This window comes from Staphylococcus argenteus, from assembly GCF_000236925.1.
Classification (GTDB): Bacteria; Bacillota; Bacilli; order Staphylococcales; family Staphylococcaceae; genus Staphylococcus; species Staphylococcus argenteus.
Genome location: NC_016941.1, coordinates 760830 through 786400, shown reverse-complemented (window position 1 = coordinate 786400; position 25571 = coordinate 760830). Strand labels below are relative to the sequence as shown.

Below are 25571 nucleotides of genomic sequence, written 5' to 3'. Positions count from 1 at the left end.
TAACTATAGAATTTCAGCATTTACATGATAAATCATAAAAATACTTAAAATACTAAACTTAAAACTTTAATCATAATGTAGACACTTCAATTAAAATTTTATAATTATGTTAATCTTATTTTTCTACCAACGTATCCTAAACCTAATCCACCAGATCCTAAATGTGCTGCAATTACTGGACCAAATTCTGAATATGCAACTTGATAATTTGAAGGACAATCTTCTAACAGCTTTTTGTATAATGCTTGCCCATCTTCATAGTGGTCTCCATTAATAACAAATAATGTTACTTCTTCGTAGTCCTTAACAATTTCTAATACTTTCTTTTCAAGTGTTTGTATAGCACGCTTTTTAGCACGGACTTTTTCTTCAGGTATAATCTTACCATCTTCAAATTTAAGTACTGGTTTCATTTTCAATAATGTTCCAACCCATGCTTGTGCTCCTGTAATTCGACCACTTTTTTGTAAGTTTTTTAAATCATCAACAATTAAAAATGCACCTGTATGTTCACGCATTTCAGTTAAATCATCAATAATCTGCTGTGGTTCATACCCTTCGTCAACCATTTCAATAGCTCTTAAAACATAGCAGCCTTCAATCATCGCTGCTAATTTACTGTCGAAAGCATGCACATTAACACCGTCAACCATTTCTCCTGCTTGATAACTAGATTGGTAACTACCGCTGATTCCACTTGATAAACAAATGACAATGATATCTGTGTAACCTTGATCTCTTAGCATTTCATATTTTGTGATCCATTCGCCAATTGCAGGTTGGCTTGTTGTTGGTATCGTTTGTGACGATGCCATTTTATTGTAAAATTCATCAATTGCTATTTCATTACTTTCTGTAAAATTCTTACCATCATCAAATGTCACACTTAATGGCGCGATTTGAATGTTATATTTATCAATTAAGTCTTGCGACAGATAACTTGTAGAATCGGTCATCACAGCAATTTTCATAGTCGTCCTCCTCAAATATACTCATAGTCATGATACAATATTTCTGTTAAAAAGAAAATGGCAATCAAACGATTTATTGTTGTGTCATTTTCAGTGTATAATGAAGTTTAAATAATCTTAAGCTGATGAATTAAGGAGTTATTATGACACAAAATATCATTACTATTAAAAAAGAACACATCATTGAAAATGTAATTAGTAAGTCGAGATTTATTGCTCATATTAAACCAGTTCAAAGTGAGGATGACGCTAAAGCATTTATTGCCACAATAAAAAAAGAGCATAAAGATGCCACACATAACTGTTCAGCATATACAATAGGACCTGAGATGAATATTCAAAAAGCCAATGATGATGGTGAGCCTACAGGTACTGCTGGCGTACCGATGTTAGACATTTTGAAAAAACTTGAAGTTCATAATACATGTGTTGTTGTTACAAGATATTTTGGAGGTATCAAATTAGGTGGTGGTGGCTTAATTCGTGCATATAGTGGTGCAGTAAGAGATGTCATTTATGATGCTGGACGTGTAGAACTACGTGAGGCCATACCTTGTATTGTCACACTTAATTATGATCAAACCGGAAAATTCGAATACGAATTAGCCTCTACACATTTTATGTTACGTAATCAAATTTACACTGATAAAGTTAGCTATTATATCGATGTCGTCAAAACTGACTATAACGATTTCATCAATTTTTTAAATCAAATAACTGCTGGTAATTTTGAATTAACTGAAGAGAATACAAAACAGTTACCTTTCGATATTCCAACAACATAAAAGCACTAGCAAATGATGGTGTATTTCAATTGCAATTGAAGTAACACGATCATGCTAGTGCTTTATTTATTATCTTTTTTAATTTCAATAAAGTATCTATTTAAACCCCATCTCACTCTTCTTTATGAGATGACTTACGACTAATTAAATTCAAAATTGGTCTATAGTTATTATCAATGAGTCCTGTAAATTCAACAATCAACTCAATACTAAAAATAATTAACACAAACATCAATACAACACCTAATGGTGGCGACACATATAGAATAATACTGGAAAGGCTAAATAAAATAGAAATCGAATAGATTAATAATACTGTTTGCCTATGTGTATAACCTAAAGCCAATAATTTATGATGTAGATGAGACTTATCAGCTTGCATAATATGCTGCCCTTTTTTAACACGTCGAATCATGGCAAATAATGTATCGATAAATGGCACTGCTAAAATAACGATTGGGAAGAATAAAGCAATAATTGTAATATTTTTGAATCCTAATAAAGATAAGAATCCAATTATAAATCCAATCATTAATGCCCCGCTATCTCCAAGGAATATTTTTGCCGGATGAAAATTGTAAAATAAAAACCCAATCAATGAACCTAATAGTACGCAGCAAATCATAGTAATGAATATGTTTGCTTGTAAAATCGCAATAAATCCAATTGTAATAAGTCCAATTGCTGAAACCCCAGATGCCAATCCATCCAATCCATCAATTAAGTTTATTGCATTTGTGATTGCAACAATCCAAATAACTGTAATTGGTATACTTAAAAATCCAAAGTGAATCGTCGTACCCATTGGCAATGAAATAAAGTCAATGGTCACACCATAAAAAGCAACAACTAAAGCTGCAGCAATTTGGCCAGCAAGCTTAATATAAGGTTTCAAATCATAAATATCATCTACAAGTCCAAGTATGTACATAATAATCGCACCAATAATAAGTGGCTTGATTTCTGTTTCAATAGGATGTCCAATCCAAATACCTATTAAAAATGAAAAGAGAATCACAGTTCCCCCCATTACAGATACAGGTTTGGTGTGTACTTTTCTAAAATTTGGTTTATCAACTAAATTTAATCTTTTCGATATTGCAATAACGATTGGCGTTATAATCAAACTGACAATCATCGTGACTGCAACAAGTAATAATGTAACCATTTATTCACCTTCATCGATATTAATTGTTTTTAACGTTGTATTTATTTAATATAATCTTTATAGAATGATATATATACTTTCTATGTATATCTTATGCCTTTATTATAAATTAATTCGCTCAATAAATGATATCATATATACAACTATACGATTCATTTCGTTTAAATCGTTTATTACTCATTTTTTTATCATATCATTTAAGGCAACATTTTAACATTAAAGTCTATATTAAACGCTAATTTTATATATAAATTAATGACAAAATGTAAGTTTTCACTTACAATAGCTAGTGGTCAATTAAAGGAGTCGATTAAGACATGTTCGAAGCATTTATATACAATATATCTGTTATCGTCGCTGGAATCTATTTGTTCCATCGATTACAGTATTCAGAAAACAAGCGTATGGTTTTTTCTAAAGCCTATGTCACAGTATTGATGACAATCGTTTCATTATTATTATCTGTTTACCCAATTCCTTATCGTGAGGATTATTTAATTCATTTAACTTTCGTTCCTTTATTGTTTTTAGGTAGATTTACCAATATGGTCTATACATTATCTGCTACTTTAATTGTATCAATTGTTGAAGTCGTTGTATTCAACAACTCAATTATGTACGGTGTCACATTAATCGTTATTGCTGCCGTAACAAGTGCTATAGGACCATTTTTAAAACAAAACGATGTACTATCATTATTAATTCTAAATGTTGTCACAATTATTATTTTATTTGGTGTTGCTTTAGTGAGCCCGATTTATAGTTTATCTGAAGTTATCATTTTAATACCAATATCATTAATTATCACGTTAGCATCTGCAATAACTTTTGTAGATATATGGCACTTCTTCTCACTTGTTAATCGTTATGAAAATGAAGACAAGTATGATTATTTAACAGGATTAGGCAATGTAAAAGAATTCGATAGACATTTAAATGAAATTTCACAAAAAGCTGAAAAAGAACATCAAAGCATCGCGTTATTATTAATTGATATCGATGGCTTTAAAGATGTCAATGATACGTATTCACATAAATCTGGTGATGCAGTATTAAAACAAATGTCACAATTACTTAAAAACTATGTACCAAATCAATTTAAAATTTTTAGAAATGGTGGCGAAGAGTTCTCTGTAGTTATACACAATTATTCACTAGATCAAAGTGTTAAATTAGCTGAAAACATTCGTTCAGGAGTAGAAAAATCTTCATTCCATTTACCAAACAAAGAAGTTATAAAATTATCTGTATCAATAGGTGTCGGTTATCTAACAGACGAAGACCCTAAATCACAGCGAAAAGTATTTAAAGATGCAGACGATATGGTACATGTAGCTAAAAACCAAGGGCGAAACAAAGTCATGTTTAACCCTATTATCAATTTATAACAACGACAAAACTGTTAATCATTTGCTATTATTAAATCATGATACAATAGCAAAGATTAACAGTTTTTTATTATTTTAATTTTATCTTTGCAATTACTTCATACGGACCCAGCGTCTCACTATTGAAAGTTGCAACAACAAGTTGTAAACTTCAATTGTTCAAATAAATAAACAAAATCATTGGAGGTGAATTGATATGCCTGATTCAATCACAATTATAGATGAAAATAAAGTGATTGATGTTGTATTGATTGCAGGAAGAATTTTGCTAGAGTCTGGCGCAGAAACATATCGTGTTGAAGATACGATGAATCGTATCGCACATAGTTATGGTCTTCATAATACATATAGTTTTGTCAGTTCAACTGCAATCATTTTTTCATTAAATGATCGAACAAGCACGCGATTAATTCGTGTACAAGAACGTACTACGGATTTAGAAAAAATCGCTTTAACAAATAGTCTTTCACGTAAAATATCAAACCAAGAATTAACAATTGATGAAGCAAAGTCAGAGTTCATTCATTTACAGCACGCATCATTACAATACTCATTTTTAACAAATTTCTTTGCAGCAGCCATCGCATGTGGCTTTTTTCTTTTCATGTTTGGTGGCGTTGCCTCAGATTGTTGGATAGCAGTAATAGCAGGTGGTGCAGCATTTCTAACATTTAGTTTTGTACAACGTTACATTCAAATTAAATTTTTCTCAGAATTTGTTGCAGCAGCAGTTGTCATATCGATTGCCGCCACATTTACGAAATTAGGCATTGCAACAAACCAAGATATTATAACCATTGCCAGTGTTATGCCTTTAGTACCAGGTATATTAATTACCAATGCGATTCGCGATTTACTAGCCGGTGAATTACTTGCCGGCATGTCACGTGGTGTTGAAGCGGCATTAACGGCATTCGCAATAGGCGCTGGTGTCGCAATTGTATTACTAATTATTTAAGAAAGGACTGTTAAAGCATGTTATTTTATTTATTTCATTTTACGATAAGCTTTATTTCAACAGTACTTTTCTCCATTATATTTAATGCACCAAAAAAACTTTTAGTTGCATGTGGTTTTGTAGGTGCCATTGCATGGACAATATATCAATTAACAGTTGATTTAGAATTTGGAAAAGTTGGCGCGTCGTTTTTAGGAAGTTTAATTTTAGGTTTAATGAGTCACACGATGAGCCGTCGATATAAGCGCCCTGTAATCATTTTCATAGTGCCAGGAATCATCCCATTAGTACCAGGTGGCGCTGCTTATCAGGCAACTCGATTTTTAGTTTCAAATGATTATACAAGTGCTGTAAATACATTTTTAGAAGTTACTCTAATATCAGGTGCCATTGCTTTTGGTATTTTAGTATCCGAAATACTGTATTACCTATACACACGCATCAAACAACTGTATGGTAAAATTAAAGGTAAGACATATAAAAAATCTTACAACATGAATAATAGAGTTTAAGGGGTCGAATAGGATGAAGAAACAATTAATAGATAGATTAACAAGATATGCAACAATTGATACACAATCTGATCCACAATCCACAACTACGCCTTCTACTAAGAAACAATGGGATTTGCTACATGTATTAGAAAAAGAATTACAACAATTAGGATTGCCGACCGATTTAGATGATAATGGATATTTATTCGCTACACTAGAAAGCAATATCGATGCTGATGTACCAACAGTTGGTTTTCTAGCACATGTAGATACTTCACCTGATTTCAATGCTTCTAATGTCAAACCACAAATTATTGAAAACTATGATGGTAAACCATATAAATTAGGTGATACGAAACGTGTATTAGATCCTAAAGTATTTCCAGAACTTAATAGTCTAGTCGGTCATACATTGATGGTTACTGATGGCACATCTTTATTAGGTGCTGACGACAAAGCTGGTATTGTAGAAATTATGGAAGCCATTAGTTATTTAAAATCACACCCTGAAATTAAGCATGGTACGATTCGCATTGGATTTACACCCGATGAAGAAATTGGTCGCGGGCCACATAAATTTGATGTCGAACGATTCAATGCTGACTTTGCCTATACGATGGATGGTAGTCAATATGGCGAATTACAATACGAAAGCTTTAACGCTGCTGAAGCAGTGATTACATGTCATGGTGTAAATGTTCATCCAGGTTCTGCTAAAAATGCAATGGTAAACGCGATACGTTTAGGTGAACAATTTGATAGTTTATTACCTGATAGCGAAGTTCCTGAACGTACAGAAGGCTACGAAGGCTTTTATCATTTAATGCATTTCGAAGGTACTGTCGAAAAAGCAACATTGCAATATATTATTCGTGACCATGATAAAAAACAATTTGAATTACGTAAGAAACGTATGTTAGAAATTCGCGACGATATCAATGCACATTTTGAAAATTATCCTGTAAAAGTTGATATTGCTGATCAATATTTTAATATGGCTGAAAAAATATTGCCTTTACAACATATCATTGATATTCCAAAACGAGTTTTTGATAAATTAAATATCCCTGCAAATACTGAACCTATTCGTGGGGGTACTGATGGTTCTCAATTATCATTTATGGGATTACCAACGCCTAATATTTTCACTGGCTGCGGCAATTTCCATGGTCCTTATGAATATGCATCAATTGACGTTATGGAAAAAGCAGTACATGTTATTGTTGGAATTGTACAAGATATCGCTGAAAAAAATAATTAATACATTAGTATAAGATGAACACCGTTTCCATCTTAATTCACAATAAAAATCACGCTAACATTTTGTGCTACGTTAGCGTGATTTTTCATTTTATCTATAATTCCTATTCAATTTAATAATTAAATTTTAGTCACGTATACCCTCATTATCAGGCATGGTTATCTCTTAAAAATATTTTTTATAACTCAATTTTCCAGAAAACTAACATTGCATAATTTGTGACTTTTCTATAATGTACTAACTTTCCACATTAAATTGCGTTTTCAACAACTTTAATGATTGAACAGTATAATGTCGTATTTGTAAGCCCATTTTAAAGTCTGTATAACTTTCAGGCATATCAATAAATGTATTAAACATTGCTGTTACGCCTTGTGATTCAAATAAATCAAACTTTTCATCAGTAGCACAAATTGCAATTGAAATTTTTTGATGTTTATGGCAAAGTTCTGCGATACGTAAAGTTGTAGTCTCTAACAATTGATCATTTTCATTTAAACCTTCGCCAAAAATAATTAAATCAGCTTGCTCTACTAAGTTTTCTAAATGTGTTAGTTGATCAACTAGTGCGTGACTCGTTAGGATTTCAGCTTGGTATAGACCATTCAATACAGCTGCAATCCCCCCACCTGCACCACCGCGTTCAACAGGACCAATAGCTAATTTCAATTCACTCTTAAACAATTCACTAAAGTACCAAATAAAGTTGTCAATTTCAGCAGCTTGATTATGATTTAATTGATGCGCTTCATAAGTTTGCATGATTTCGCTTTGCTTTCCATATAATCGACTTGAGAAATCTGACATTACTTGAATTCTTGTCGTTGCCAATTTAGGATGCAATTTTGACATATCCATTCGTCTAATATATTTAATTAATCCTGCACCTTTTCTCATATCAACGATGCGGCCTTCATCATCATAAAATACCGCACCAAGTGCTTGTAACATACCTGCTCCTGCATCAAAGCTATCAATGCCACCAAGAGAAATGACAATATGATTAGCCTCATTATCTAATGCATGTTTCATCATTTCACCTAAGCCGTAACTCGAACGCTCTGTAATTGGCTTATGCCCTTTTAAAAACAAATTCCCCTCAATGACTGTCATACCAGTATCTGTTTGTCCATAAACCCCTTCAGTTTCATTCATATCTGCATCATGAACAGGTATACGATACTTTTGACCTGATTGCCATAAAAATACTGAATCCAGCAATTCATGTCGTCCATTAAATAAAGGTACTTGTACAACATCTGCTGTTTCAATTTGACTAGCAACAGCTTCTTCAACATATCTATTTGCTTGATAACTTGAAATAATACCATTAAATTCATCCATGGCTACTAATACTTTCATAACCTTGACCACCTTACTTTATTATTTATTGTTTAACGTTTCAATTAAGGTATATCTAACCTTATTATTTACATTTAATTTTACGATTTGAAATTTAAAATCACTTTCATCTCTATCTATACTAATATTTAACACAAATCATACATATAGTTTAGCTTCATTATCATTTATTTTTTCGCAAATTTTCCATAAATAAATCTTTAAATAGTTTTGCTTTCCAAGCATTAATTCGTATACTTTTTAATAAAAATACTCGAATACATTATACATATGTTTATTAAAAAGTACTAACGTTACTGCTTTTACATAATTAAAAAAATAAAAGGTTAGAACATGATTATAACCTTATTACCGTGCATATGAACTTAAAATCACAATTCATATGTGGCAAGTTAGGCAATTATGTTCCAACCTTATAGCTTTATTATTCTTCTGCTTGTGCTAATGACGAAACATTAATATCACCATGGTCTCTATTCCAAACCATTTCACCATTCACAAAATAAAATGCTTGAGGTGATTCGTGTTTAACGTTCGTTTTTTTAGCAATATAATCTGACAAATCGCGTTCTTGTTGGACTATGAGATAATATCCGTCCATATCGCGTTCATATAAAAATTTATTAAATTGATCATACGCATTTGCCGATATTGGACAAGTTTCACTATGTTTTAATACAAAAACATATTTGTTTTCTTCAATAACCTGTTCAAATTGGTCAATTGAACTTAGCTTTATAGCCACTCTATTCACCTCTAAAAATAATTATCACATTTAAATAGCATCTGCGTGACATTTCTATACATTTAGTTAATATCAATGTTTACCATTATACACATTGTATGTTGTCCTGTTAACCATAAATTCAAATTTTTTAACTTTGAATAATAATGATAGTTATTTATCTTCTAATTTTTCAAGCTTTTTTACAAAGACTTTGTCGCCACTAGTTATATCTATACCCTTTTTCGGCATCTTATCTACATCAATCTTTGATAACTTTTCACTGACTTCAATCGTCTCTATACGTGTATTATAATAGTTCTGTAAACTATAGTACATTTCTATAGCATTTTTACGAGCATTATTAACATGTTTATCACTTATATTTGTCTGATTAATATCAGTGATTTGTTTCTCAATCATTGGCATAATATGATTTTTAATAGCACGCTTCACTTCATTTTCTTTACTATCATCTAAGTTTTTCTTAGCAGTATCTCGTAGCGCTTGATTATTTTGTTCTAGCTTTGTTGTTAAATTTCTTGCCTCATTTTTATTATCTGCTAATTTTATTTCCGATTCAACTTTATATCTATTTTTTTCAAATTGCTTCGTATAATCTAAAATATCTTCATTATACTTAATCGATTGATTACATAAATCTATGAATGTCTTTAATTGCTTTATCGACTTCTTCTTCTCATTAGCAATCGACATATATTCTTTTTTTAATTTTTTCACCTTTGCAGTGTCATCTGGTAAACTTTCAGCAGATTTATAATATGCTTGAAACTTTGGCATTAAATGATTTTTCACATCTTCCTGTAAAGCTTTAAATTCTTTACTATTCTTATCCGTCGTATCAGTTTTACTTAGATGATCAATCTCTTTAAGGTGAATATTATCCATGACATGTTGCAGTTCTTTTTGTTTTTGCTCAACATCTTTAAATTGTTTAGTAAATTGATGTTGTGCCTCTTTTTCTTTATTACCACATGCACAAATTACTATAATTAAAATCGCTAACATAGCGAATATGACAATTTTTTTCATGGCTGCACTCCTTAACAGATACATTATACAAAAACATGTTTATTATGAAAATGAATTATGTTATAGTATTTCAGACTTTATCGCGATTAAATTAAGTTTTATTACCAAAGGAGTTTATCATGTATTCAAATGTTCAACCATTCATTAATAATGATTCATATCATGACTTTCATACGCAATATACAAACATAAAATCATTATTATTCAATTTATTAGATAGCCCTGTAAAATATACAAAACATATCGGTGGTACGTCTCATTTTAAATATTCAACTGAGCCGATTTTAGATATTTTAGTAGGTGTTGAAAATTTACATGATATAACTGCACTCGATGAAAAACGTTTAAATTATGTTGGTTTTTATCGCCTTCATCATAAATACAATAAAAAAGTTATGATGGCAAAGTTTAACAATTACCATGATTTGAAACAAGAAGTACGCTTACATATAATCCAAATGAATACTCAAACATTCGAATCATATATTGCACTTGATTATCTGTTATCTACTAATAATGAAATAGCGTTGCTGTTTAATTCTAAGAAACGACAAATATTACAACACTCTCCATCAATAAGACAATATGAGATTCAAAAGCAACAATACTTCGAAAAACTATGTAAAAAATATTTATAACAGTAGTTATATCGTGTTTTACAATTATACTAATTTTAATACTTAATTTTCAATTTTCGCAAATGAATTTTAAAATTGGTATAATACTATATGATATTAAAGACATGAGAAAGGATGTACTTAAAAGTGATAAATAAAGACATCTATCAAGCGTTACAACAACTTATTCCTAACGAAAAGATTAAAGTTGATGAACCTTTAAAACGATACACTTATACAAAAACTGGTGGTAATGCAGATTTTTATATTACCCCTACTAAAAATGAAGAAGTACAAGCCGTTGTGAAATATGCCTATCAACATGGCATACCTGTTACTTATTTGGGAAATGGCTCTAACATTATTATTCGCGAAGGAGGTATTCGTGGCATTGTAATAAGCTTATTATCATTAGACCACATTGAAGTGTCTGATGATGCTATTATAGCCGGAAGTGGCGCTGCTATCATTGACGTATCTCGTGTTGCTAGAGATCACGCATTAACAGGCCTAGAGTTTGCATGTGGCATCCCTGGTTCTATTGGTGGTGCTGTCTATATGAATGCTGGTGCCTATGGTGGCGAAGTGAAAGACTGTATTGACTATGCACTATGTGTCAATGAACAAGGCGCACTTATCAAACTTACAACAAAAGAATTAGAATTAGATTATCGCAACAGTATCATTCAAAAAGAACATTTAGTTGTATTAGAAGCTGCATTCACACTAGCTCCAGGAAATATGACTGAAATACAAGCAAAAATGGATGACTTAACAGAACGTCGTGAATCAAAACAACCTTTAGAATATCCTTCTTGTGGCAGTGTATTCCAAAGACCACCGGGACATTTTGCTGGTAAATTAATACAAGATTCTAATTTGCAAGGCCATCGAATTGGTGGTGTTGAAGTGTCAACTAAACACGCAGGCTTCATGGTGAATGTTGATAACGGGACTGCAACAGATTACGAAAATCTTATCCATTACGTACAAAAGACTGTTAAAGAAAAATTTGATATTGAATTAAATCGTGAAGTTCGTATAATTGGCGAACATCCAAAGGAATCATGAGTTAAGGAGATTTATTTATGCCTATAGTTTATGGTTCTTTGATTGATACAGAAACACGTTGTCGCCATTATTTTACCGAACAAGATATTATTGCGATTAAGTTTAAGTGCTGCAATAAATATTATCCATGCTATAAGTGTCATAATGAATTTGAAAAGCATACTATTAAACGTTGGCCAGAACGCACATTTAATGAAAAAGCAATTTTGTGCGGGGTATGTCAACATGAATTGACAATTAACGAGTACATGATGGTAGAGCATTGTCCAAATTGTCATTCAAAGTTTAACAATCGCTGTAAATATCACTATCATATTTATTTTGAAATTTAATTAACTAAATCATTACATTTACGGACTTATATATTTATCATGATGATAAGTAGTAAGTCCTTTTATTTTGAATTTTAGCAAAAAAGCGTGGAGAACATTGATTATAATAAATAATCGTTGCTCTCCACTTAGTAATTATTTTACAACTTTTTCAAGCTCATCAATTTGTTTAATTGTAGTTGTAGTTGATCCAGCTGCAAAATACCATAATTTAGGATCTAAGTTATAAACTTTATCTTCTTTAATTGCTTTAACGTTTTTCAATACTGGGTTATTTAAGGCTTGTTTTGCTGTCGATTTGCCACTTACAGCTTGTCCTCTATCCATCGCTAAAATTACATCCGGATTTTCTTTGTTTACATATTCATTAGAAACATTTTGTCCATGATTGCTATTACTTACTTTTTTATCAACGGCATTGAATCCTAATGTATCGTATACTAATCCACCAAAACGTCCTTTAGGTCCAAACGTTGATAATTCACCTTCGTTAACTAATAAATACATTACAGTTTTATTGAAATGTTTCGTTTTATCTTTCATAGAAGCAATTTTATTATCTAAATCTTTATTTAATGCTTTAGCTTTATCTTCTTTATCGTAAATTTTACCGATATTTTCAGTAGTTTGTTTCATTGAACCAATTAAATTTTTCTCATCAGCACCAACATAAACTATTTTCGCTTTAGGTGCCGCCTTTTTAAATTCATCTAAATTCTTTTGATTTGCTGTACGTCCAGAGATAAAGATGACTTCTGGTTTTGTTGCAGCAATTTTATCAAAATTAACTTCTTTCAAATTACCAACGTTAGTATATTTATCATCCTTAAATGACTCTAAGAAATTCGGTAATGACTTACCACCTTCACCTTTTGGTAATGCTTTAACTTTATCAGCTAATCCCATTTCTTTCATGACATCAAGTGCACCATAATCTAGTACAACTGCATTTTTAGGGTTCTTTGGTACTTCAACAGTTTCTTTGACTTTTTTAGCATCGCTACCGTCTTTTTTCTCGCCACGCATTTTGTAATTATTTTCGATTTTCACTGTTTCTTTTGAACCTTTAGTATCTGATTTTGATTGTTCTTTTCCAGAATTATTACCACATGCTGCTAATAAAAACATTAATACTACTACTAAATATAAGACTGTTTTCTTCATAATTTAAATGTCTCCTCTATTGACTTAATCTGTGTGCTAAATGTGACAATGAACAATGTCTAATACTTACTTCTTTAATTGGCGCATCACCCCTTTAAAGCATTTCCAAAAGTTAATCTTTAAAATATAGACAAATTCGTTGATTTCTAATAAGTTCTATCTGTATGTCCATATCATATAAATCGCTTAAAACACTACTTTGAATGACCTTATCTTTCAAATCTGATTTAACTAATTGTCCATTTTTCAGTGCAACAATGTGATCTGAGTAACAGGACGCAAAATTAATATCATGTAAGACTATGACGATTGCTTTATTCATTTTATGTGCTAACATTTGCAAGGTTTGCATAATTTGAACAGCATGTTTCATATCTAAATTATTTAAAGGCTCATCTAGTAAAATGTATTCCGTATCTTGTGCTATCGTCATTGCGATATAGGCACGTTGGCGTTGCCCACCTGACAATGATTTAATATTTCGATGTCTAATGTCCTGTAACTGTAATAAATCTAATGCATCATTAACAATGGCATGATCTTCTTTTGTTAATCGCCCTTTTGAATATGGAAATCGTCCAAAATTAACTAATTGCTCAACTGTAATATTCATTTCAGTATGGTTTGTTTGTTTTAAAATTGATATCCTTTTAGACAAATCATTATTTTTGTAATCCGACATAGCTTGTCCATCAATTTTCACTTCACCATCATCAAAGCGAATTAAACGACATATCGCTGAAAGTAATGTACTTTTACCAGCGCCATTTGGTCCGATTAATGACGTCACCTTCCCTTTTTCAATAGCTATACTGATATCTTTTAATATCGTTTGATTATGTATCGTCTTAGTTAAATTATTAACTTGTATCACTGCGCATTTCTCCTTTTAACTAATAGATAAATGAAATAACTTCCACCTATCAAATCAATAAGTAAGCTCATCTCTGTCGTAGCTTCAAAAACATTTTCAACAACCCATTGTGCGCTAAATAAACTAATCCAACTTAAACAAATTGTCGCAATTAATATATATTTATGTTCATATGTCTTCATTAATTCATGAGCCAAATTCACAGTTAAAAGGCCTAAAAACGTAATGGGACCTACTAATGCAGTTGAAACTGAAACTAAAATTGATACAATCACTAATAAAATTCGCGTCAATTGTTCATACGAAATACCTAAATTTATAGCTTCTGCGCGACCTAAAAGTAATACATCCAAATAAGGTAGTAAGAAAATCGTAACGATTAATAGTACTACTAAAATGACTGCTGAAAAAGTGACTAGATTTGAATTAGAAGCATTAAAATTCGCAAACATACTACTTTGTATTGCTAAAAATGATTCAGGGTCCATAATTAATTGAATAAATCCGGTAATACTTCTAAAAAACGTACCTAGTAATACCCCAATTAACAAAATGAAGTAAATTGAAAAATGTCCAATTTTAAAAATGACTTGAAATAGTATTAAAGCAAAAAGTACCATCGTAATTAACGTTAAAATAAAATTCAAATATACATTTGTCACCCAAACTGATTGTATGCCAAGTAGAAATACCGGTATTACTTTTATAAACAAATAAACTGCATCAAGTCCCATAATCGAAGGTGTTAACAAACGATTATTGGTAATAGCTTGAAAGATGACAACTGAAGTTGCAATTGCTCCGCCGACAAGAATAATTAAAATAAATTTTCGCAAACGACTTGAAAATTGATATTCAAAAATTTCAAAATCAATGCCTACAAATAAATAGAGTACAGCAATAAGACATGTCACGATGATTAAAATAGCAAGCTTTTTATTATTGTTGTGCATAATTTTTCCTACCTTTCATCAATAAGATAAGGAAAATAATTGTTCCAAAAACACCGATAGTTAAACCAATATTTATTTCATATGGATAAACGACAACTCTACCTACGATATCTGAAAACAATACAAATATAGCACCTAACATCATCGTGTGTGGTATGGCATTTTTCAAATGATCGCCTTTATAAATTGAAATAATATTCGGAATAACTAAACCTAAAAATGGCAAAGTTCCAACTGTGACAACAACTAAAGCTGTAATTGTTGCAGTTATGAATAGCGCAATATTAATTAACTTCTCATAACTCAAACCTAAATTATTAGTGAAATCTTTACCCATTCCTACAATAGTGAAGTGATTAGCAAAAAGATATGTCAGTGCTAAAAGAGGAATACTTAAATATAAAATTTCATAACGTCCGCTTGTAATAATGGCAAAGTTCCCGTTAAGCCAGTTACCAATGCTTTGTACAGCATTTGTACGCAATGAGATGAAAGTTGTAAAACTAGCAACAATACCACCTATCATAATCCCTAATAGTGGGACAAAGATGACATCTTTCACTTTGATAAAATCAATTATTTTAACAAATAAAAATGTACCGCATATGCTACATACAACAGCAAATACTAATTTCAATAATATATGACCTGTTGGAAAGAATAATAAGGCTATTAAAATACCTAATTTAGCCCACTCCATTGTTCCTGCTGTAGTAGGACTTACAAACTTATTTTGCATCATTTGTTGCATAATCAAGCCCGCTAGTGCCAATGAACTACCGGCAATTAAAATACTCATCGTTCTAGGAATTCGACTTGAAAATAAAATATTTTGCTGATCTTTAGTTAAATGAAAGATATCTTTGATTGATAATTCACTCACACCAATAAACAGCGAAATAATCGTCAACAATATAAGTAATAGAAGCAAAATATTTCCCTTTAATAAATACTTCATTACAAATTTTTCTCCCTTTTAATTAATGATAATCATTATCATTGATAATATTTCTCATTAATAGTATCGTTTTTTGATACTCATTTCAATAGCCTTTCAAATAATTTATTGTCAATATTATTGATTTTTGCAATTAAATTGAAAATTAATTTTCTTAACGATGTATTTAAACCCATAATGCGAAATAAGAAACTCACTGTTCTATAATATCGCCTAAATGAATTATCCAAATATAATCCCCGTCTTCTTCAATTTAAAATAGAAAAAAAGACCTTCCACATGAAAGTAGTGAGATATATCACTATCCCTGTTCATGTAAAGGTCTTTTTATATTATTTATTTGTTGTCGAACACAAAGTCATCATCTTGTAGTGCTTCAACATTTAATGCTAAGACATAGCCATCACCTTTTACGGAGAAGAAGTCATGGTTTTTAGTTGTTGTATCTAATGCGTTTTCAATGATTGGATTGAATTCACGTTCTTCAAAATAAGGTTCAAAACCTAAGTTAGAAAGTGCTTTATTTCCATTATATTTAACGTAGTTTAACACGTCTTCAGTAATTCCAAGATCATCGTATAACATCTTTGTATAAGACTCTTCATTTAAGTATAGGTCATTTAAAAGTTTATACATTTCTTGATCTGCTTTTTGCTTTTCACTTTCAGATAATTCATTACGTAAATGTTGAGCATCTAGCCCAGTAAATACACCATGAATAGATTCATCTAATAAAATTTTACGAATGATTTCACCTGATGTAGTCATTTTCCCTTGACCAGCTAGGTATAACGGATAATAGAAACCTGAGAAGAATAAGAATGTCTCTAAAAATACACTTGTTACTCTAGCCATATATTGATCGTAAATTGAAGCCTCTTTACCCCAAAGTTTGTGATAATTTGCAACAATTTTATCTGATTTATATTTTAAATGAGGTTCTTCTAATACCCACTCATCTAATAAATAATTTGTTTCGCTAGATGGTAATAATGTTGTGAAAATATGCGAATAACTTTTCGCATGAATTTGTTCCATCATCGCCATAAATGAATAAACAGCCTTTTTTCTTAAATCCGTAGTATGAAGCATAACTAGTGGCATTCCATCATCTGCTTGATGTGTATCTAAACCTGTTAATCCTGCCAAAGCTTTTTTAAATGTGTCTTGTTCAGCTTCAGATAATGTTTTCCAACTTGCAATGTCTTTTGATACTTTAAATTCTGTTTCAACCCACATTTGAGAAATGTTTTGTCTCCAAAACATATTCGTCATATCTTCTTGTGTGTTCCAATTAACAGCTATCATGAATATAATTTCCTCCTGTAATGTTAATCAATTATTGATAAATATAGACATAACAGTCTAATCATCTGTCACCTTTTACAGATGATTAGCTGATATTGTCTATAAACGTTAATTTGTTAGATAGAACAACTAGTACATTCTTCTACGCTTAATAATTTATTTCTAGTATAGTAAAGTGATTTTAATCCTTTATAATGCGCATATACATATAATCTCGCTAACTCACGAGTAGAAATTTCAGAGTTAACATATAGAATTGTTGAAATACCTTGATCAATATGTGTTTGAATCGTTGCAATTAAATCAATTAATTTCATTTGATCTGTATTAAATGCTGATTTGTAATACCACATTGTTTGTGGTGATAAGAATGGCATTGGATAGAATGTTTCAGCATTACCATAAGTACGACGTTCAATTTGATCAACAATAGGCATTACAGAACTTGTAGCATTTTGAACATAAGAAATACTTTGAGTTGGCGCAATCGCCAATCTATAAGCATGGTATAAACCGTATTGTTCAACATCTTGTTGTAATTTCTTCCAATCTTCTGAAGTAGGAATTGTCATTCCATCGAACAATTCACGTACTTTTTCAAATTGTGGTTCAAATTCTTGAGACGTATAGAACTCAAAATATTTACCATTTGCATAATCAGATTTTTCGAAATCTTGATATTTAATACCACGTTCTTTAGCAATTTCCATTGAACGTTCAATTGAGTAGAAGTTCATCATCATAAAGAAGATATTTGCAAAGTCTTTTGCTTCCTCTGACTCATAACCAATTTTATTTTTAGCTAAGTAACCGTGCAAGTTCATAACACCTAGACCAACTGAGTGTAATTCACTGTTTGCTTTTCTAACGCCTGGCGCATTTTGAATATTTGCAACGTCACTTACAACTGTTAATGCATCCATACCAGAATGTACTGAATCTCTAAACTTACCACTTTCCATTACATTCACAATATTTAATGAGCCTAAGTTACATGAAATATCACGTTTGATCTCATCTTCAACACCATAATCATTAATAATTGATGTTTCTTGTAATTGGAAAATTTCAGTACATAAATTACTCATTTTAATTTGACCAATATTTGAGTTCGGATGCACTTTATTCGCATTATCTTTAAACATTAAATACGGATAGCCTGATTGTAATTGCGTTTGTGCAATTAAATTCAACATTTCACGTGCATTCTTTTTCTTTTTGTCAACATTTGGATTTGCAACCATGTCATCATAAAATTTATCTAAATCAATATCATCTAATGTCACACCGTATTCTTCTTTAACTGTATGAGGCGCAAACATATAGAAGTCTTTACCCTCTTTAGCTAAATCAAAGAATTTAGATGGGACGATTAAACCAGTTGAAATTGTAGATAAACGTAGGTCTTCATCGGCATTTACTTTTTTAGTATCTAAAAACTCTTCTACATCGTAATGGAAGATATTTAAGTACACGGCACCAGCACCAGGTCTTTGACCTAGTTGGTCTGCATAACTGAAACCACCTTCTAGTGATTTAGCGATTGGTAAAACACCTTTCGCTACGCCTTTAATACCTTTAATCGCTTCGCCACGTGCACGTAGTTTAGATAAGTTAATCGCTACGCCGCCACCAATTTTACTTAATTGCTTTGCAGTTGAATCAATAAAGTTGATTGAATTTAAGCTATCATCTACTTCTAATAAGAAACATGAAACTAGCTCACCACGACGCGCACGACCTGCGTTTAAAAATGTTGGTGTTGCTGGTTGATATCTTTGTTCAACCATAGCAGAAATAAATTGTTTCGCTTGTTCTTTATTACCGTTTGCTAAGTATAAAGCAACAATAGCAACGTGTTGATTGTAGTCTTCTAAATATTGACTTTTATCATTAGTTTTCAAAGCATAATCTTTGAAAAATTTACTTGCTGACATATAACTTGCAAATTTAAATGGAATAGATTTTGCATAGTCAGTAATTTCAATAAGATCAGCTTCGCTATATATGTCAAACACATTGAAATAGAAATCATTAACTACTAAGTAACGTAAACGTTCTATTTCTGAATCGAAAAAGATTGTTTTGTCCTTTACTTCTTCTAAATAAGCAGCTAATGCTTCTTGGTCTTTTTCTAAACTAAAGAATCCATCTTCTCTTCGTTTAGTGACCTCATTATTTAATTCAATATGATTGTACTTTTTCTCTTCCATGGTTTTCATTAAAATTACCCACCTTGTTCTTAAATTCAATAACGTCTTTGTTTTTTCCATGTAACTCAAACTTCATTAATAAAGGGACATTATACTCCTCTGATATCGTGCGACCCGCTTTAGCGAAATTTAGTCCCCAATTTCGATTACCGCTTGCTGCCACACCTCTGATGTATTGATGATTAACTTCTAAAAAAGATTGAACTGGTTTTGGTACTTCTCCAAATCCAATAGTGCCTGTAACGATAATAAACGGTTCATTAACTGGTTCCATACAATTGTCTGCTGTAATCTCAAGTGTATTTTCTAGTTCTGTTCTCTTGATAAATCGACGGACATTTCCAGTAAATGAAAAATATATTATTTTCATTGGATCACCTTCTTTCTTCAACCCTTTTAAATTAAGTAGTCATTACAATTAAAAAATGCTTTAACAACATTAAAATTCATGTTTATCTCAGCATTGCTTTAACTATAATGAAGCTACTTATTTTCTCAAATGTAAACCAAACCAATTGCATAGATTTATATTTGAGAAAATAGTAGCTTGTATGGGTTGTATGTATCAAAATCACTATATGTAGTGTTTACATCATTTGACATCTTCCATTTGCTTAGTGCATTTTCTGAAAATATGACTATAAATTGATAATAACTATTAAATTCCAGTGTTAAATTACTTTTAAAAGTAATTTCTTCATAAATAAAGCATTTGCATACAAAACACAAGATATTGTGTCTTTATCGGATTACCAACACTATATTATGTGTTTCATTATACATAAGACCACCAATGATTTAAAGTGTCATTTTCCGGTTGAATGTTCGTAAAACGTTCCAATTAGGCACCATTACTTAAATAGAAAAACTTCGGTAAAATTAAAAAATTTTTTCAGTAGATATCGCTTGCTTTTTTAAAATCTGTAACAAACTCAATCGTATCAACAAAAATCAAGAAATAATCAATTACATAGATGCTTAATTGATTTTATTTAAACGTAATAACACAAACATTCATGACTAAGTAATGCCCTATAATTCCGTCAAATGAACATAAGAACATTTGTTCGTATAAACAATTATAGTTCTTTTCTTTTAAATTTCAACTATTTATGCACAATATGTTGATTTGTGCTAATATAAATACGTTAATTTTATATAAAAGAGGCGATAAAATTGAATCCTAAAGTAAAAGGTATCATTGCCATATTAATTTCGGCTATTGGTTTCAGTTTTATGTCAGTGTTTTTCAGACTTGCAGGTGATCTTCCTGTTTTTCAAAAATCATTAGCACGAAACTTAGTAGCAATGTTTATTCCACTATTTTTTATATATAAATATCATCAACCCATGTTTGGTAGACTTTCTAGTCAACCATTATTACTAACCCGTTCTACTCTTGGACTTATTGGTGTATTGTTAAATATTTATGCAATCGACCATATGGTACTAAGTGATGCAGACTCTTTAATGAAACTTAATCCTTTTTGGACGATTTTATTAAGCATTATTTTCTTGCATGAAAAAGTGAGGAAATATCAAATCACAGCTATGATAATTGCAATTCTAGGTATGCTTTTAATTGTTAAACCTGAGTTTTCTTCATCAATAATTCCTTCACTAGCCGGATTATTTTCAGGTATTTTTGCAGCATCAGCATACACTTGTGTCAGAGCACTTAGTACAAGAGAAGCACCATATACAATTGTATTTTACTTCTCATTATTCTCTGTCATCGTTTTAATACCTTTCACTGCATATACATATGTTCCAATGACTCAAATGCAAATACTGTACTTGTTAGGTGCTGGACTAGCTGCAGCAGTTGGTCAAATTGGCGTCACATTGGCATATAGTTTTGCTGCTGCGAAAGACATATCTATTTTTACGTATGCATCTATAATATTTACAGCAATACTCGGTTTTATTTTATTTGGAGAGTCTCCAGATTTCTATGCAACATTAGGTTATGTCGTTATTATCGGTGCAAGTTATTACATGTTTGAGAAAGCACGCCGAGACGCAAAAGTATCATTAAATAAATAAAATCAAAGGAGCGTTTTTTATGGCACAAGGCCGTCAACAAGATGAATTACAAGATATTACTTTATTAGGAAACCAAGACAATACTTACAATTTTGACTATCGTCCTGATGTATTAGAGTCATTTGACAATAAACACCAAGGACGCGATTATTTCGTTAAATTCAATTGTCCTGAATTTACGTCTTTATGCCCTATTACAGGCCAACCAGATTTTGCAACAATCTATATTTCATATATTCCGAACATTAAAATGGTTGAATCAAAATCGTTGAAGTTATATTTATTTAGCTTTAGAAACCACGGAGATTTCCACGAAGATTGCATGAACATCATCATGAATGATTTGATTGAACTAATGGATCCTCATTATATTGAAGTTTGGGGTAAGTTCACACCTCGTGGTGGCATTTCAATTGATCCATATACAAACTATGGCCGTCCAAATTCTAAATATGAAAAAATGGCAGAGCATCGTTTAATGAACCATGATTTATACCCTGAAAAAATAGATAATCGTTAATGAATTAATACAAAAACACACCAAAAGTTGTTTAGACATCGACTTTTTGGTGTGTTTTTTTCGTACGTGTTTTGTAATTTAAAATTAAATTTTAAAATTCTAAGTAATCAAAAACGGTAATTATACACAAAATAAATAACAATTTTATAGAAACCTATTGCACTTTAACGTCAATAAGTATATTTTTATATTATCTCTAATTAATTGTGCGCGCTTAATAACAGAATATTCTCAATATTTCTATTTTTTTGTGATTTATTGAAAGTACTTAGTTGATGACGCACAACCATTTTAAAACTAACTATTGTATTAGGGGAAGAAAGGATGGGATGTATAAATGACACAACAAAACTCCCATGGAAGTCAAATTCAAGACATACCTCAAACAGGATTTTTCGGGCATCCTAGAGGGCTAGGCGTACTATTCTTTGTAGAATTCTGGGAAAGGTTTAGTTATTATGGCATGCGTGCCCTACTCATTTTCTACATGTACTTCGCTGTAACAGATAATGGCCTTGGAATTGACAAAACAACAGCTATGTCAATCATGTCAGTATATGGTTCATTAATCTATATGACATCAATACCGGGTGGATGGATTGCTGACAGAATTACAGGCACAAGAGGCGCTACTTTATTAGGTGCAGTCTTTATTATTATCGGACATATTTGTTTAAGCCTACCATTCGCTTTAATTGGCTTATTCACATCAATGTTCTTCATCATTATTGGTTCAGGTTTAATGAAGCCTAACATTTCAAATATTGTTGGACGTTTATATCCTGAAAATGATAGACGTATGGATGCTGGTTTTGTAATTTTCTATATGTCAGTTAATATGGGTGCATTGTTATCACCTATCATTTTGCAACACTTTGTAAATGTTAAAAATTTCCACGGCGGATTCTTAATTGCAGCTGTAGGTATGGCACTAGGTTTAGTATGGTACGTACTTTTCAACCGTAAAAATTTAGGTACTGTAGGTATGAAGCCAACTAATCCATTAACACCAGCCGAAAAGAAAAAATATGGCATTATCATCGGAAGTGTCGTATTAGCTATCGTGTTAATTATCGTAATTGGCGCAGTAACTAACTCACTTTCATTTAACTTAGTGAGTAATACGGTTTTAGTACTAGGAATAACATTACCTATCGTCTACTTCACATTAATTATTAAAAGTAAAGATGTGACAGATACTGAACGTTCACGTGTTAAAGCATTTATTCCATTGTTTATACTTGGAATGGTTTTCTGGGCTATCCAAGAACAAGGATCTAATGTATTAAACATTTACGGTATTGAACAATCAGACATGAAATTAAATTTATTTGGCTGGAAAACAAACTTTGGTGAAGCGATTTTCCAATCAATTAATCCATTATTTATTTTATTATTGGCACCAATTATTTCGCTTTTATGGCAAAAGCTTGGTACTAAGCAACCTAGCTTACCAGTGAAATTTGCAATTGGTACATTTTTAGCAGGTGCATCTTACATACTTATCGGTATTGTAGGTTATACATCAGGATCTGCACATTTCTCAGTTAACTGGGTAATTTTATCTTACATTATCTGTGTAATCGGTGAACTGTGCTTATCACCAACAGGTAATAGCGCAGCCGTAAAATTAGCACCAAAGGCATTCAATGCACAAATGATGAGTATTTGGTACTTAACTAATGCTTCTGCACAAGCAATAAATGGTACATTGGTTAAATTAATTGAACCACTTGGTCAAACAAATTACTTTATCTTCTTAGGTATCGTAGCAATTGTCGTTACAACAATTGTATTAGCATTCTCACCTTTAATCATTAAAGCGATGAAAGGAATCCGCTAATCAGCGACCTTAAATTATTTTTATAGACATCAAAAACTGTAAGTCATTCAATTGGCTTACAGTTTTTTGTATTTCACATTGAAAATAAAACTTATAGTTGGGCGTATGTCAGTAAAGATAAAGAGCCACCAATGTTTTATTCTGTAGTGATTTTTTGGAGTATGACAGTAAAGAACCACTAATGATTTATTATGTAGTGGTTCTTACATATTAGCTACAGCTAAAGTGTACTTAAAAATAGGGATACATGAGTAAAACTTATGCATACAATCTGGGACATAAATCATAGAGTCTATAATATTATATTGGCAGTAGTTGACTGAATGAAAATGCGCTTGCAACAAGCTTTTTTCAATTCTAGTCAACCTTGCCGGCGGGGCCCCTCCAACTCGCACATTAATGAACGCTGATACTCCGTCACCTTCCCCGCCAATTTGCACATTAATGAACGCTGACATTCCGTCAGCTTCTATGTTGGGGCCCCAAGCGCCGATATCATTGATATGTGACAGAGTCTTTGGTATATACATTTAAAAATGGGTATATATAGTTAGTAAATCAATTTTTAGAAAGTAGGCTAAATAATGGAAAATAAATATCACCATGGCGTCCTCTTTTACCATGAACACAGTGGATTGAAAAATATTAATCAAGGTATTGGGGAAGTTACAACAGCATTAAGTTCAATTTGTAAACATCTTTCTATTCAATTGAGTGAAAATGAAGGAGACATCATTAAATATTGTCAAGAAATCAAAGCTAAAGACTATGCAAGCGATGTAGACATATTATTTATTCTCGGCGGCGATGGTACCGTTAACGAGCTAATAAATGGCGTTATGACATATGACCTTCAATTACCTATTGGTATATTACCAGGCGGTACATTTAATGATTTTACAAAAACACTTAATATAGCACCTAATCATAAACAAACTAGTGAGCAAATGATTTCAGCACAAATCGGAACTTATGATGTCATCAAAGTTAATCAACAATATGCACTTAATTTTGTTGGCTTAGGCTTAATCGTTCAAAATGCTGAAAATGTACAAGACGGTTCAAAAGATATATTTGGTAAATTAAGTTACATTGGTTCGACTGTTAAAACGCTGTTAAACCCAACACAATTTAATTATCAATTATCTGTTGATAATCAATCATATACAGGTGAAACATCAATGATATTGACGGCAAATGGCCTATTTATTGGAGGTAGCAAAATACCTTTGACAGATTTATCTCCTCAAGATGGCGAACTAAATACATTCATTTTTAATGATCAAAGTTTCAGTATTTTAAATGATATTTTCAAAAAACGTGATAGCATGAATTGGAATGAAATTACTCAAGGTATAGAGCATATCCCTGGTAAACATATTACGTTGACAACTGATCCAGTCATGAAGGTCGATATAGATGGAGAAATATCATTAGAAACACCTCTTGATATTGAAGTTATGCCAAATGCAATTCAATTGCTAACTGTAAATGAATAGGGCTAGTTA

Annotated in this window: 24 protein-coding genes; 12 read left to right on the top strand and 12 right to left on the bottom strand. The window is 31.4% G+C overall.

All coding sequences use genetic code 11. The features are described 5' to 3' along the window. Positions 1 to 104: 104 nt before the first annotated feature. A complete protein-coding gene (gene fakB1 / locus SAMSHR1132_RS03655; RefSeq protein WP_000686339.1) occupies positions 105 to 971 on the bottom strand; it encodes a fatty acid kinase binding subunit FakB1 in 867 nt (288 codons plus the stop codon). A 143-nt stretch (positions 972 to 1114) separates the two neighbouring features. Between fakB1 and SAMSHR1132_RS03650 the strand changes: the two genes are divergently transcribed. Beyond that, on the top strand, positions 1115 to 1756 hold the full coding sequence (locus SAMSHR1132_RS03650) for a YigZ family protein (RefSeq protein ID WP_000192941.1): 642 nt from the start codon (positions 1115 to 1117) through the stop codon (positions 1754 to 1756). Positions 1757 to 1868: 112 nt separating this feature from the next. On the opposite strand, the gene SAMSHR1132_RS03645 is transcribed toward SAMSHR1132_RS03650, so the two are convergent. Further along, positions 1869 to 2924: a glycosyltransferase family 4 protein gene (locus SAMSHR1132_RS03645; protein WP_000258144.1), complete on the bottom strand. Its 1056-nt coding sequence runs from the start codon at positions 2922 to 2924 to the stop codon at positions 1869 to 1871. A gap of 317 nt (positions 2925 to 3241) precedes the next feature. On the opposite strand from SAMSHR1132_RS03645, the gene gdpS reads away from it, so the two are divergent. The 4 genes from gdpS (at position 3242) to pepT (ending at position 7025) form a co-directional block, all read left to right on the top strand. Beyond that, complete coding sequence (gene gdpS, locus SAMSHR1132_RS03640) at positions 3242 to 4312, top strand: GGDEF domain-containing protein GdpS (RefSeq protein WP_000460981.1); 1071 nt, start codon at positions 3242 to 3244, stop codon at positions 4310 to 4312. A 196-nt stretch (positions 4313 to 4508) separates the two neighbouring features. Continuing rightward, positions 4509 to 5270, top strand: a complete 762-nt coding sequence (locus SAMSHR1132_RS03635) for a threonine/serine exporter family protein (protein ID WP_001113407.1) — start codon at positions 4509 to 4511, stop codon at positions 5268 to 5270. A gap of 17 nt (positions 5271 to 5287) precedes the next feature. Beyond that, complete coding sequence (locus SAMSHR1132_RS03630; RefSeq protein ID WP_000899889.1) at positions 5288 to 5782, top strand: threonine/serine exporter family protein; 495 nt, start codon at positions 5288 to 5290, stop codon at positions 5780 to 5782. A 13-nt stretch (positions 5783 to 5795) separates the two neighbouring features. Beyond that, positions 5796 to 7025 carry a peptidase T gene (gene pepT, locus SAMSHR1132_RS03625; RefSeq protein WP_000744362.1) on the top strand — a complete coding sequence of 410 codons (1230 nt, stop codon included), beginning with the start codon at positions 5796 to 5798 and terminating at the stop codon, positions 7023 to 7025. Positions 7026 to 7262: 237 nt separating this feature from the next. Here pepT and SAMSHR1132_RS03620 read toward each other — a convergent pair whose 3' ends face one another. From SAMSHR1132_RS03620 to SAMSHR1132_RS03610, 3 genes are all read right to left on the bottom strand, one after another. Further along, entirely contained in the window at positions 7263 to 8387 is a 1125-nt protein-coding gene (locus SAMSHR1132_RS03620; RefSeq protein WP_000866755.1) for a glycerate kinase, read from the bottom strand. A gap of 424 nt (positions 8388 to 8811) precedes the next feature. Further along, the gene (gene ytxJ / locus SAMSHR1132_RS03615; protein ID WP_000985617.1) at positions 8812 to 9132 is read right to left on the bottom strand and encodes a bacillithiol system redox-active protein YtxJ; all 321 of its coding nucleotides are present in this window, start codon (positions 9130 to 9132) and stop codon (positions 8812 to 8814) included. A gap of 153 nt (positions 9133 to 9285) precedes the next feature. Next, a complete protein-coding gene (locus tag SAMSHR1132_RS03610; RefSeq protein WP_000724877.1) occupies positions 9286 to 10164 on the bottom strand; it encodes an EMYY motif lipoprotein in 879 nt (292 codons plus the stop codon). Between the two features lie 119 nt (positions 10165 to 10283). On the opposite strand from SAMSHR1132_RS03610, the gene SAMSHR1132_RS03605 reads away from it, so the two are divergent. The 3 genes from SAMSHR1132_RS03605 (at position 10284) to SAMSHR1132_RS03595 (ending at position 12184) form a co-directional block, all read left to right on the top strand. Continuing rightward, complete coding sequence (locus SAMSHR1132_RS03605; RefSeq protein ID WP_000287193.1) at positions 10284 to 10802, top strand: GrpB family protein; 519 nt, start codon at positions 10284 to 10286, stop codon at positions 10800 to 10802. A 126-nt stretch (positions 10803 to 10928) separates the two neighbouring features. Continuing rightward, positions 10929 to 11852: a UDP-N-acetylmuramate dehydrogenase gene (gene murB, locus SAMSHR1132_RS03600; RefSeq protein ID WP_000608431.1), complete on the top strand. Its 924-nt coding sequence runs from the start codon at positions 10929 to 10931 to the stop codon at positions 11850 to 11852. Positions 11853 to 11869: 17 nt separating this feature from the next. After that, positions 11870 to 12184: a CHY zinc finger protein gene (locus SAMSHR1132_RS03595; protein WP_001123295.1), complete on the top strand. Its 315-nt coding sequence runs from the start codon at positions 11870 to 11872 to the stop codon at positions 12182 to 12184. A 135-nt stretch (positions 12185 to 12319) separates the two neighbouring features. Here SAMSHR1132_RS03595 and SAMSHR1132_RS03590 read toward each other — a convergent pair whose 3' ends face one another. From SAMSHR1132_RS03590 to nrdI, 7 genes are all read right to left on the bottom strand, one after another. Further along, positions 12320 to 13348 carry a ferrated catecholamine ABC transporter substrate-binding lipoprotein SstD gene (locus SAMSHR1132_RS03590; RefSeq protein ID WP_000754463.1) on the bottom strand — a complete coding sequence of 343 codons (1029 nt, stop codon included), beginning with the start codon at positions 13346 to 13348 and terminating at the stop codon, positions 12320 to 12322. 112 nt (positions 13349 to 13460) lie between these two features. Then, entirely contained in the window at positions 13461 to 14222 is a 762-nt protein-coding gene (locus SAMSHR1132_RS03585; protein ID WP_000616904.1) for an iron ABC transporter ATP-binding protein, read from the bottom strand. After that, positions 14219 to 15175 carry an iron chelate uptake ABC transporter family permease subunit gene (locus SAMSHR1132_RS03580; RefSeq protein WP_000551779.1) on the bottom strand — a complete coding sequence of 319 codons (957 nt, stop codon included), beginning with the start codon at positions 15173 to 15175 and terminating at the stop codon, positions 14219 to 14221. The genes SAMSHR1132_RS03585 and SAMSHR1132_RS03580 overlap by 4 nt, the downstream gene beginning before the upstream one ends. After that, complete coding sequence (locus SAMSHR1132_RS03575) at positions 15162 to 16133, bottom strand: ABC transporter permease (protein WP_000876315.1); 972 nt, start codon at positions 16131 to 16133, stop codon at positions 15162 to 15164. Before SAMSHR1132_RS03575 ends, SAMSHR1132_RS03580 begins: the two co-directional genes overlap by 14 nt. A gap of 336 nt (positions 16134 to 16469) precedes the next feature. Continuing rightward, on the bottom strand, positions 16470 to 17441 hold the full coding sequence (gene nrdF, locus SAMSHR1132_RS03570; protein WP_000562498.1) for a class 1b ribonucleoside-diphosphate reductase subunit beta: 972 nt from the start codon (positions 17439 to 17441) through the stop codon (positions 16470 to 16472). Positions 17442 to 17557: 116 nt separating this feature from the next. Next, positions 17558 to 19663, bottom strand: coding sequence for a class 1b ribonucleoside-diphosphate reductase subunit alpha (gene nrdE / locus SAMSHR1132_RS03565; protein ID WP_000855501.1), 2106 nt, complete (start codon positions 19661 to 19663; stop codon positions 17558 to 17560). Beyond that, entirely contained in the window at positions 19626 to 20024 is a 399-nt protein-coding gene (nrdI, locus tag SAMSHR1132_RS03560; protein WP_000692520.1) for a class Ib ribonucleoside-diphosphate reductase assembly flavoprotein NrdI, read from the bottom strand. The genes nrdE and nrdI overlap by 38 nt, the downstream gene beginning before the upstream one ends. Positions 20025 to 20830: 806 nt before the next feature. Here nrdI and SAMSHR1132_RS03555 point away from each other — a divergent pair. The 4 genes from SAMSHR1132_RS03555 (at position 20831) to SAMSHR1132_RS03535 (ending at position 25562) form a co-directional block, all read left to right on the top strand. Next, a complete protein-coding gene (locus tag SAMSHR1132_RS03555) occupies positions 20831 to 21700 on the top strand; it encodes a DMT family transporter (RefSeq protein ID WP_001068500.1) in 870 nt (289 codons plus the stop codon). Between the two features lie 19 nt (positions 21701 to 21719). After that, complete coding sequence (queF, locus tag SAMSHR1132_RS03550; protein WP_000046961.1) at positions 21720 to 22220, top strand: preQ(1) synthase; 501 nt, start codon at positions 21720 to 21722, stop codon at positions 22218 to 22220. A gap of 337 nt (positions 22221 to 22557) precedes the next feature. Further along, the gene (locus tag SAMSHR1132_RS03545; RefSeq protein ID WP_000193759.1) at positions 22558 to 24063 is read left to right on the top strand and encodes a peptide MFS transporter; all 1506 of its coding nucleotides are present in this window, start codon (positions 22558 to 22560) and stop codon (positions 24061 to 24063) included. 584 nt (positions 24064 to 24647) lie between these two features. Then, a complete protein-coding gene (locus SAMSHR1132_RS03535) occupies positions 24648 to 25562 on the top strand; it encodes a diacylglycerol/lipid kinase family protein (RefSeq protein ID WP_000428983.1) in 915 nt (304 codons plus the stop codon). The last annotated feature ends 9 nt before the right edge of the window (positions 25563 to 25571 follow it).

Coding starts and splice junctions, on each gene's coding strand:
- nrdF (WP_000562498.1), bottom strand. CDS start 17,441: ATGATAGCTGTTAATTGGAACACACAAGAAGATATGACGAATATGTTT.
- SAMSHR1132_RS03645 (WP_000258144.1), bottom strand. CDS start 2,924: ATGGTTACATTATTACTTGTTGCAGTCACGATGATTGTCAGTTTGATT.
- SAMSHR1132_RS03575 (WP_000876315.1), bottom strand. CDS start 16,133: ATGAAGTATTTATTAAAGGGAAATATTTTGCTTCTATTACTTATATTG.
- SAMSHR1132_RS03650 (WP_000192941.1), top strand. CDS start 1,115: ATGACACAAAATATCATTACTATTAAAAAAGAACACATCATTGAAAAT.
- queF (WP_000046961.1), top strand. CDS start 21,720: ATGGCACAAGGCCGTCAACAAGATGAATTACAAGATATTACTTTATTA.
- SAMSHR1132_RS03605 (WP_000287193.1), top strand. CDS start 10,284: ATGTATTCAAATGTTCAACCATTCATTAATAATGATTCATATCATGAC.
- SAMSHR1132_RS03610 (WP_000724877.1), bottom strand. CDS start 10,164: ATGAAAAAAATTGTCATATTCGCTATGTTAGCGATTTTAATTATAGTA.
- SAMSHR1132_RS03535 (WP_000428983.1), top strand. CDS start 24,648: ATGGAAAATAAATATCACCATGGCGTCCTCTTTTACCATGAACACAGT.
- SAMSHR1132_RS03630 (WP_000899889.1), top strand. CDS start 5,288: ATGTTATTTTATTTATTTCATTTTACGATAAGCTTTATTTCAACAGTA.
- fakB1 (WP_000686339.1), bottom strand. CDS start 971: ATGAAAATTGCTGTGATGACCGATTCTACAAGTTATCTGTCGCAAGAC.
- SAMSHR1132_RS03635 (WP_001113407.1), top strand. CDS start 4,509: ATGCCTGATTCAATCACAATTATAGATGAAAATAAAGTGATTGATGTT.
- pepT (WP_000744362.1), top strand. CDS start 5,796: ATGAAGAAACAATTAATAGATAGATTAACAAGATATGCAACAATTGAT.
- SAMSHR1132_RS03545 (WP_000193759.1), top strand. CDS start 22,558: ATGACACAACAAAACTCCCATGGAAGTCAAATTCAAGACATACCTCAA.
- nrdI (WP_000692520.1), bottom strand. CDS start 20,024: ATGAAAATAATATATTTTTCATTTACTGGAAATGTCCGTCGATTTATC.
- nrdE (WP_000855501.1), bottom strand. CDS start 19,663: ATGAAAACCATGGAAGAGAAAAAGTACAATCATATTGAATTAAATAAT.
- SAMSHR1132_RS03580 (WP_000551779.1), bottom strand. CDS start 15,175: ATGCACAACAATAATAAAAAGCTTGCTATTTTAATCATCGTGACATGT.
- SAMSHR1132_RS03595 (WP_001123295.1), top strand. CDS start 11,870: ATGCCTATAGTTTATGGTTCTTTGATTGATACAGAAACACGTTGTCGC.
- SAMSHR1132_RS03590 (WP_000754463.1), bottom strand. CDS start 13,348: ATGAAGAAAACAGTCTTATATTTAGTAGTAGTATTAATGTTTTTATTA.
- SAMSHR1132_RS03620 (WP_000866755.1), bottom strand. CDS start 8,387: ATGAAAGTATTAGTAGCCATGGATGAATTTAATGGTATTATTTCAAGT.
- gdpS (WP_000460981.1), top strand. CDS start 3,242: ATGTTCGAAGCATTTATATACAATATATCTGTTATCGTCGCTGGAATC.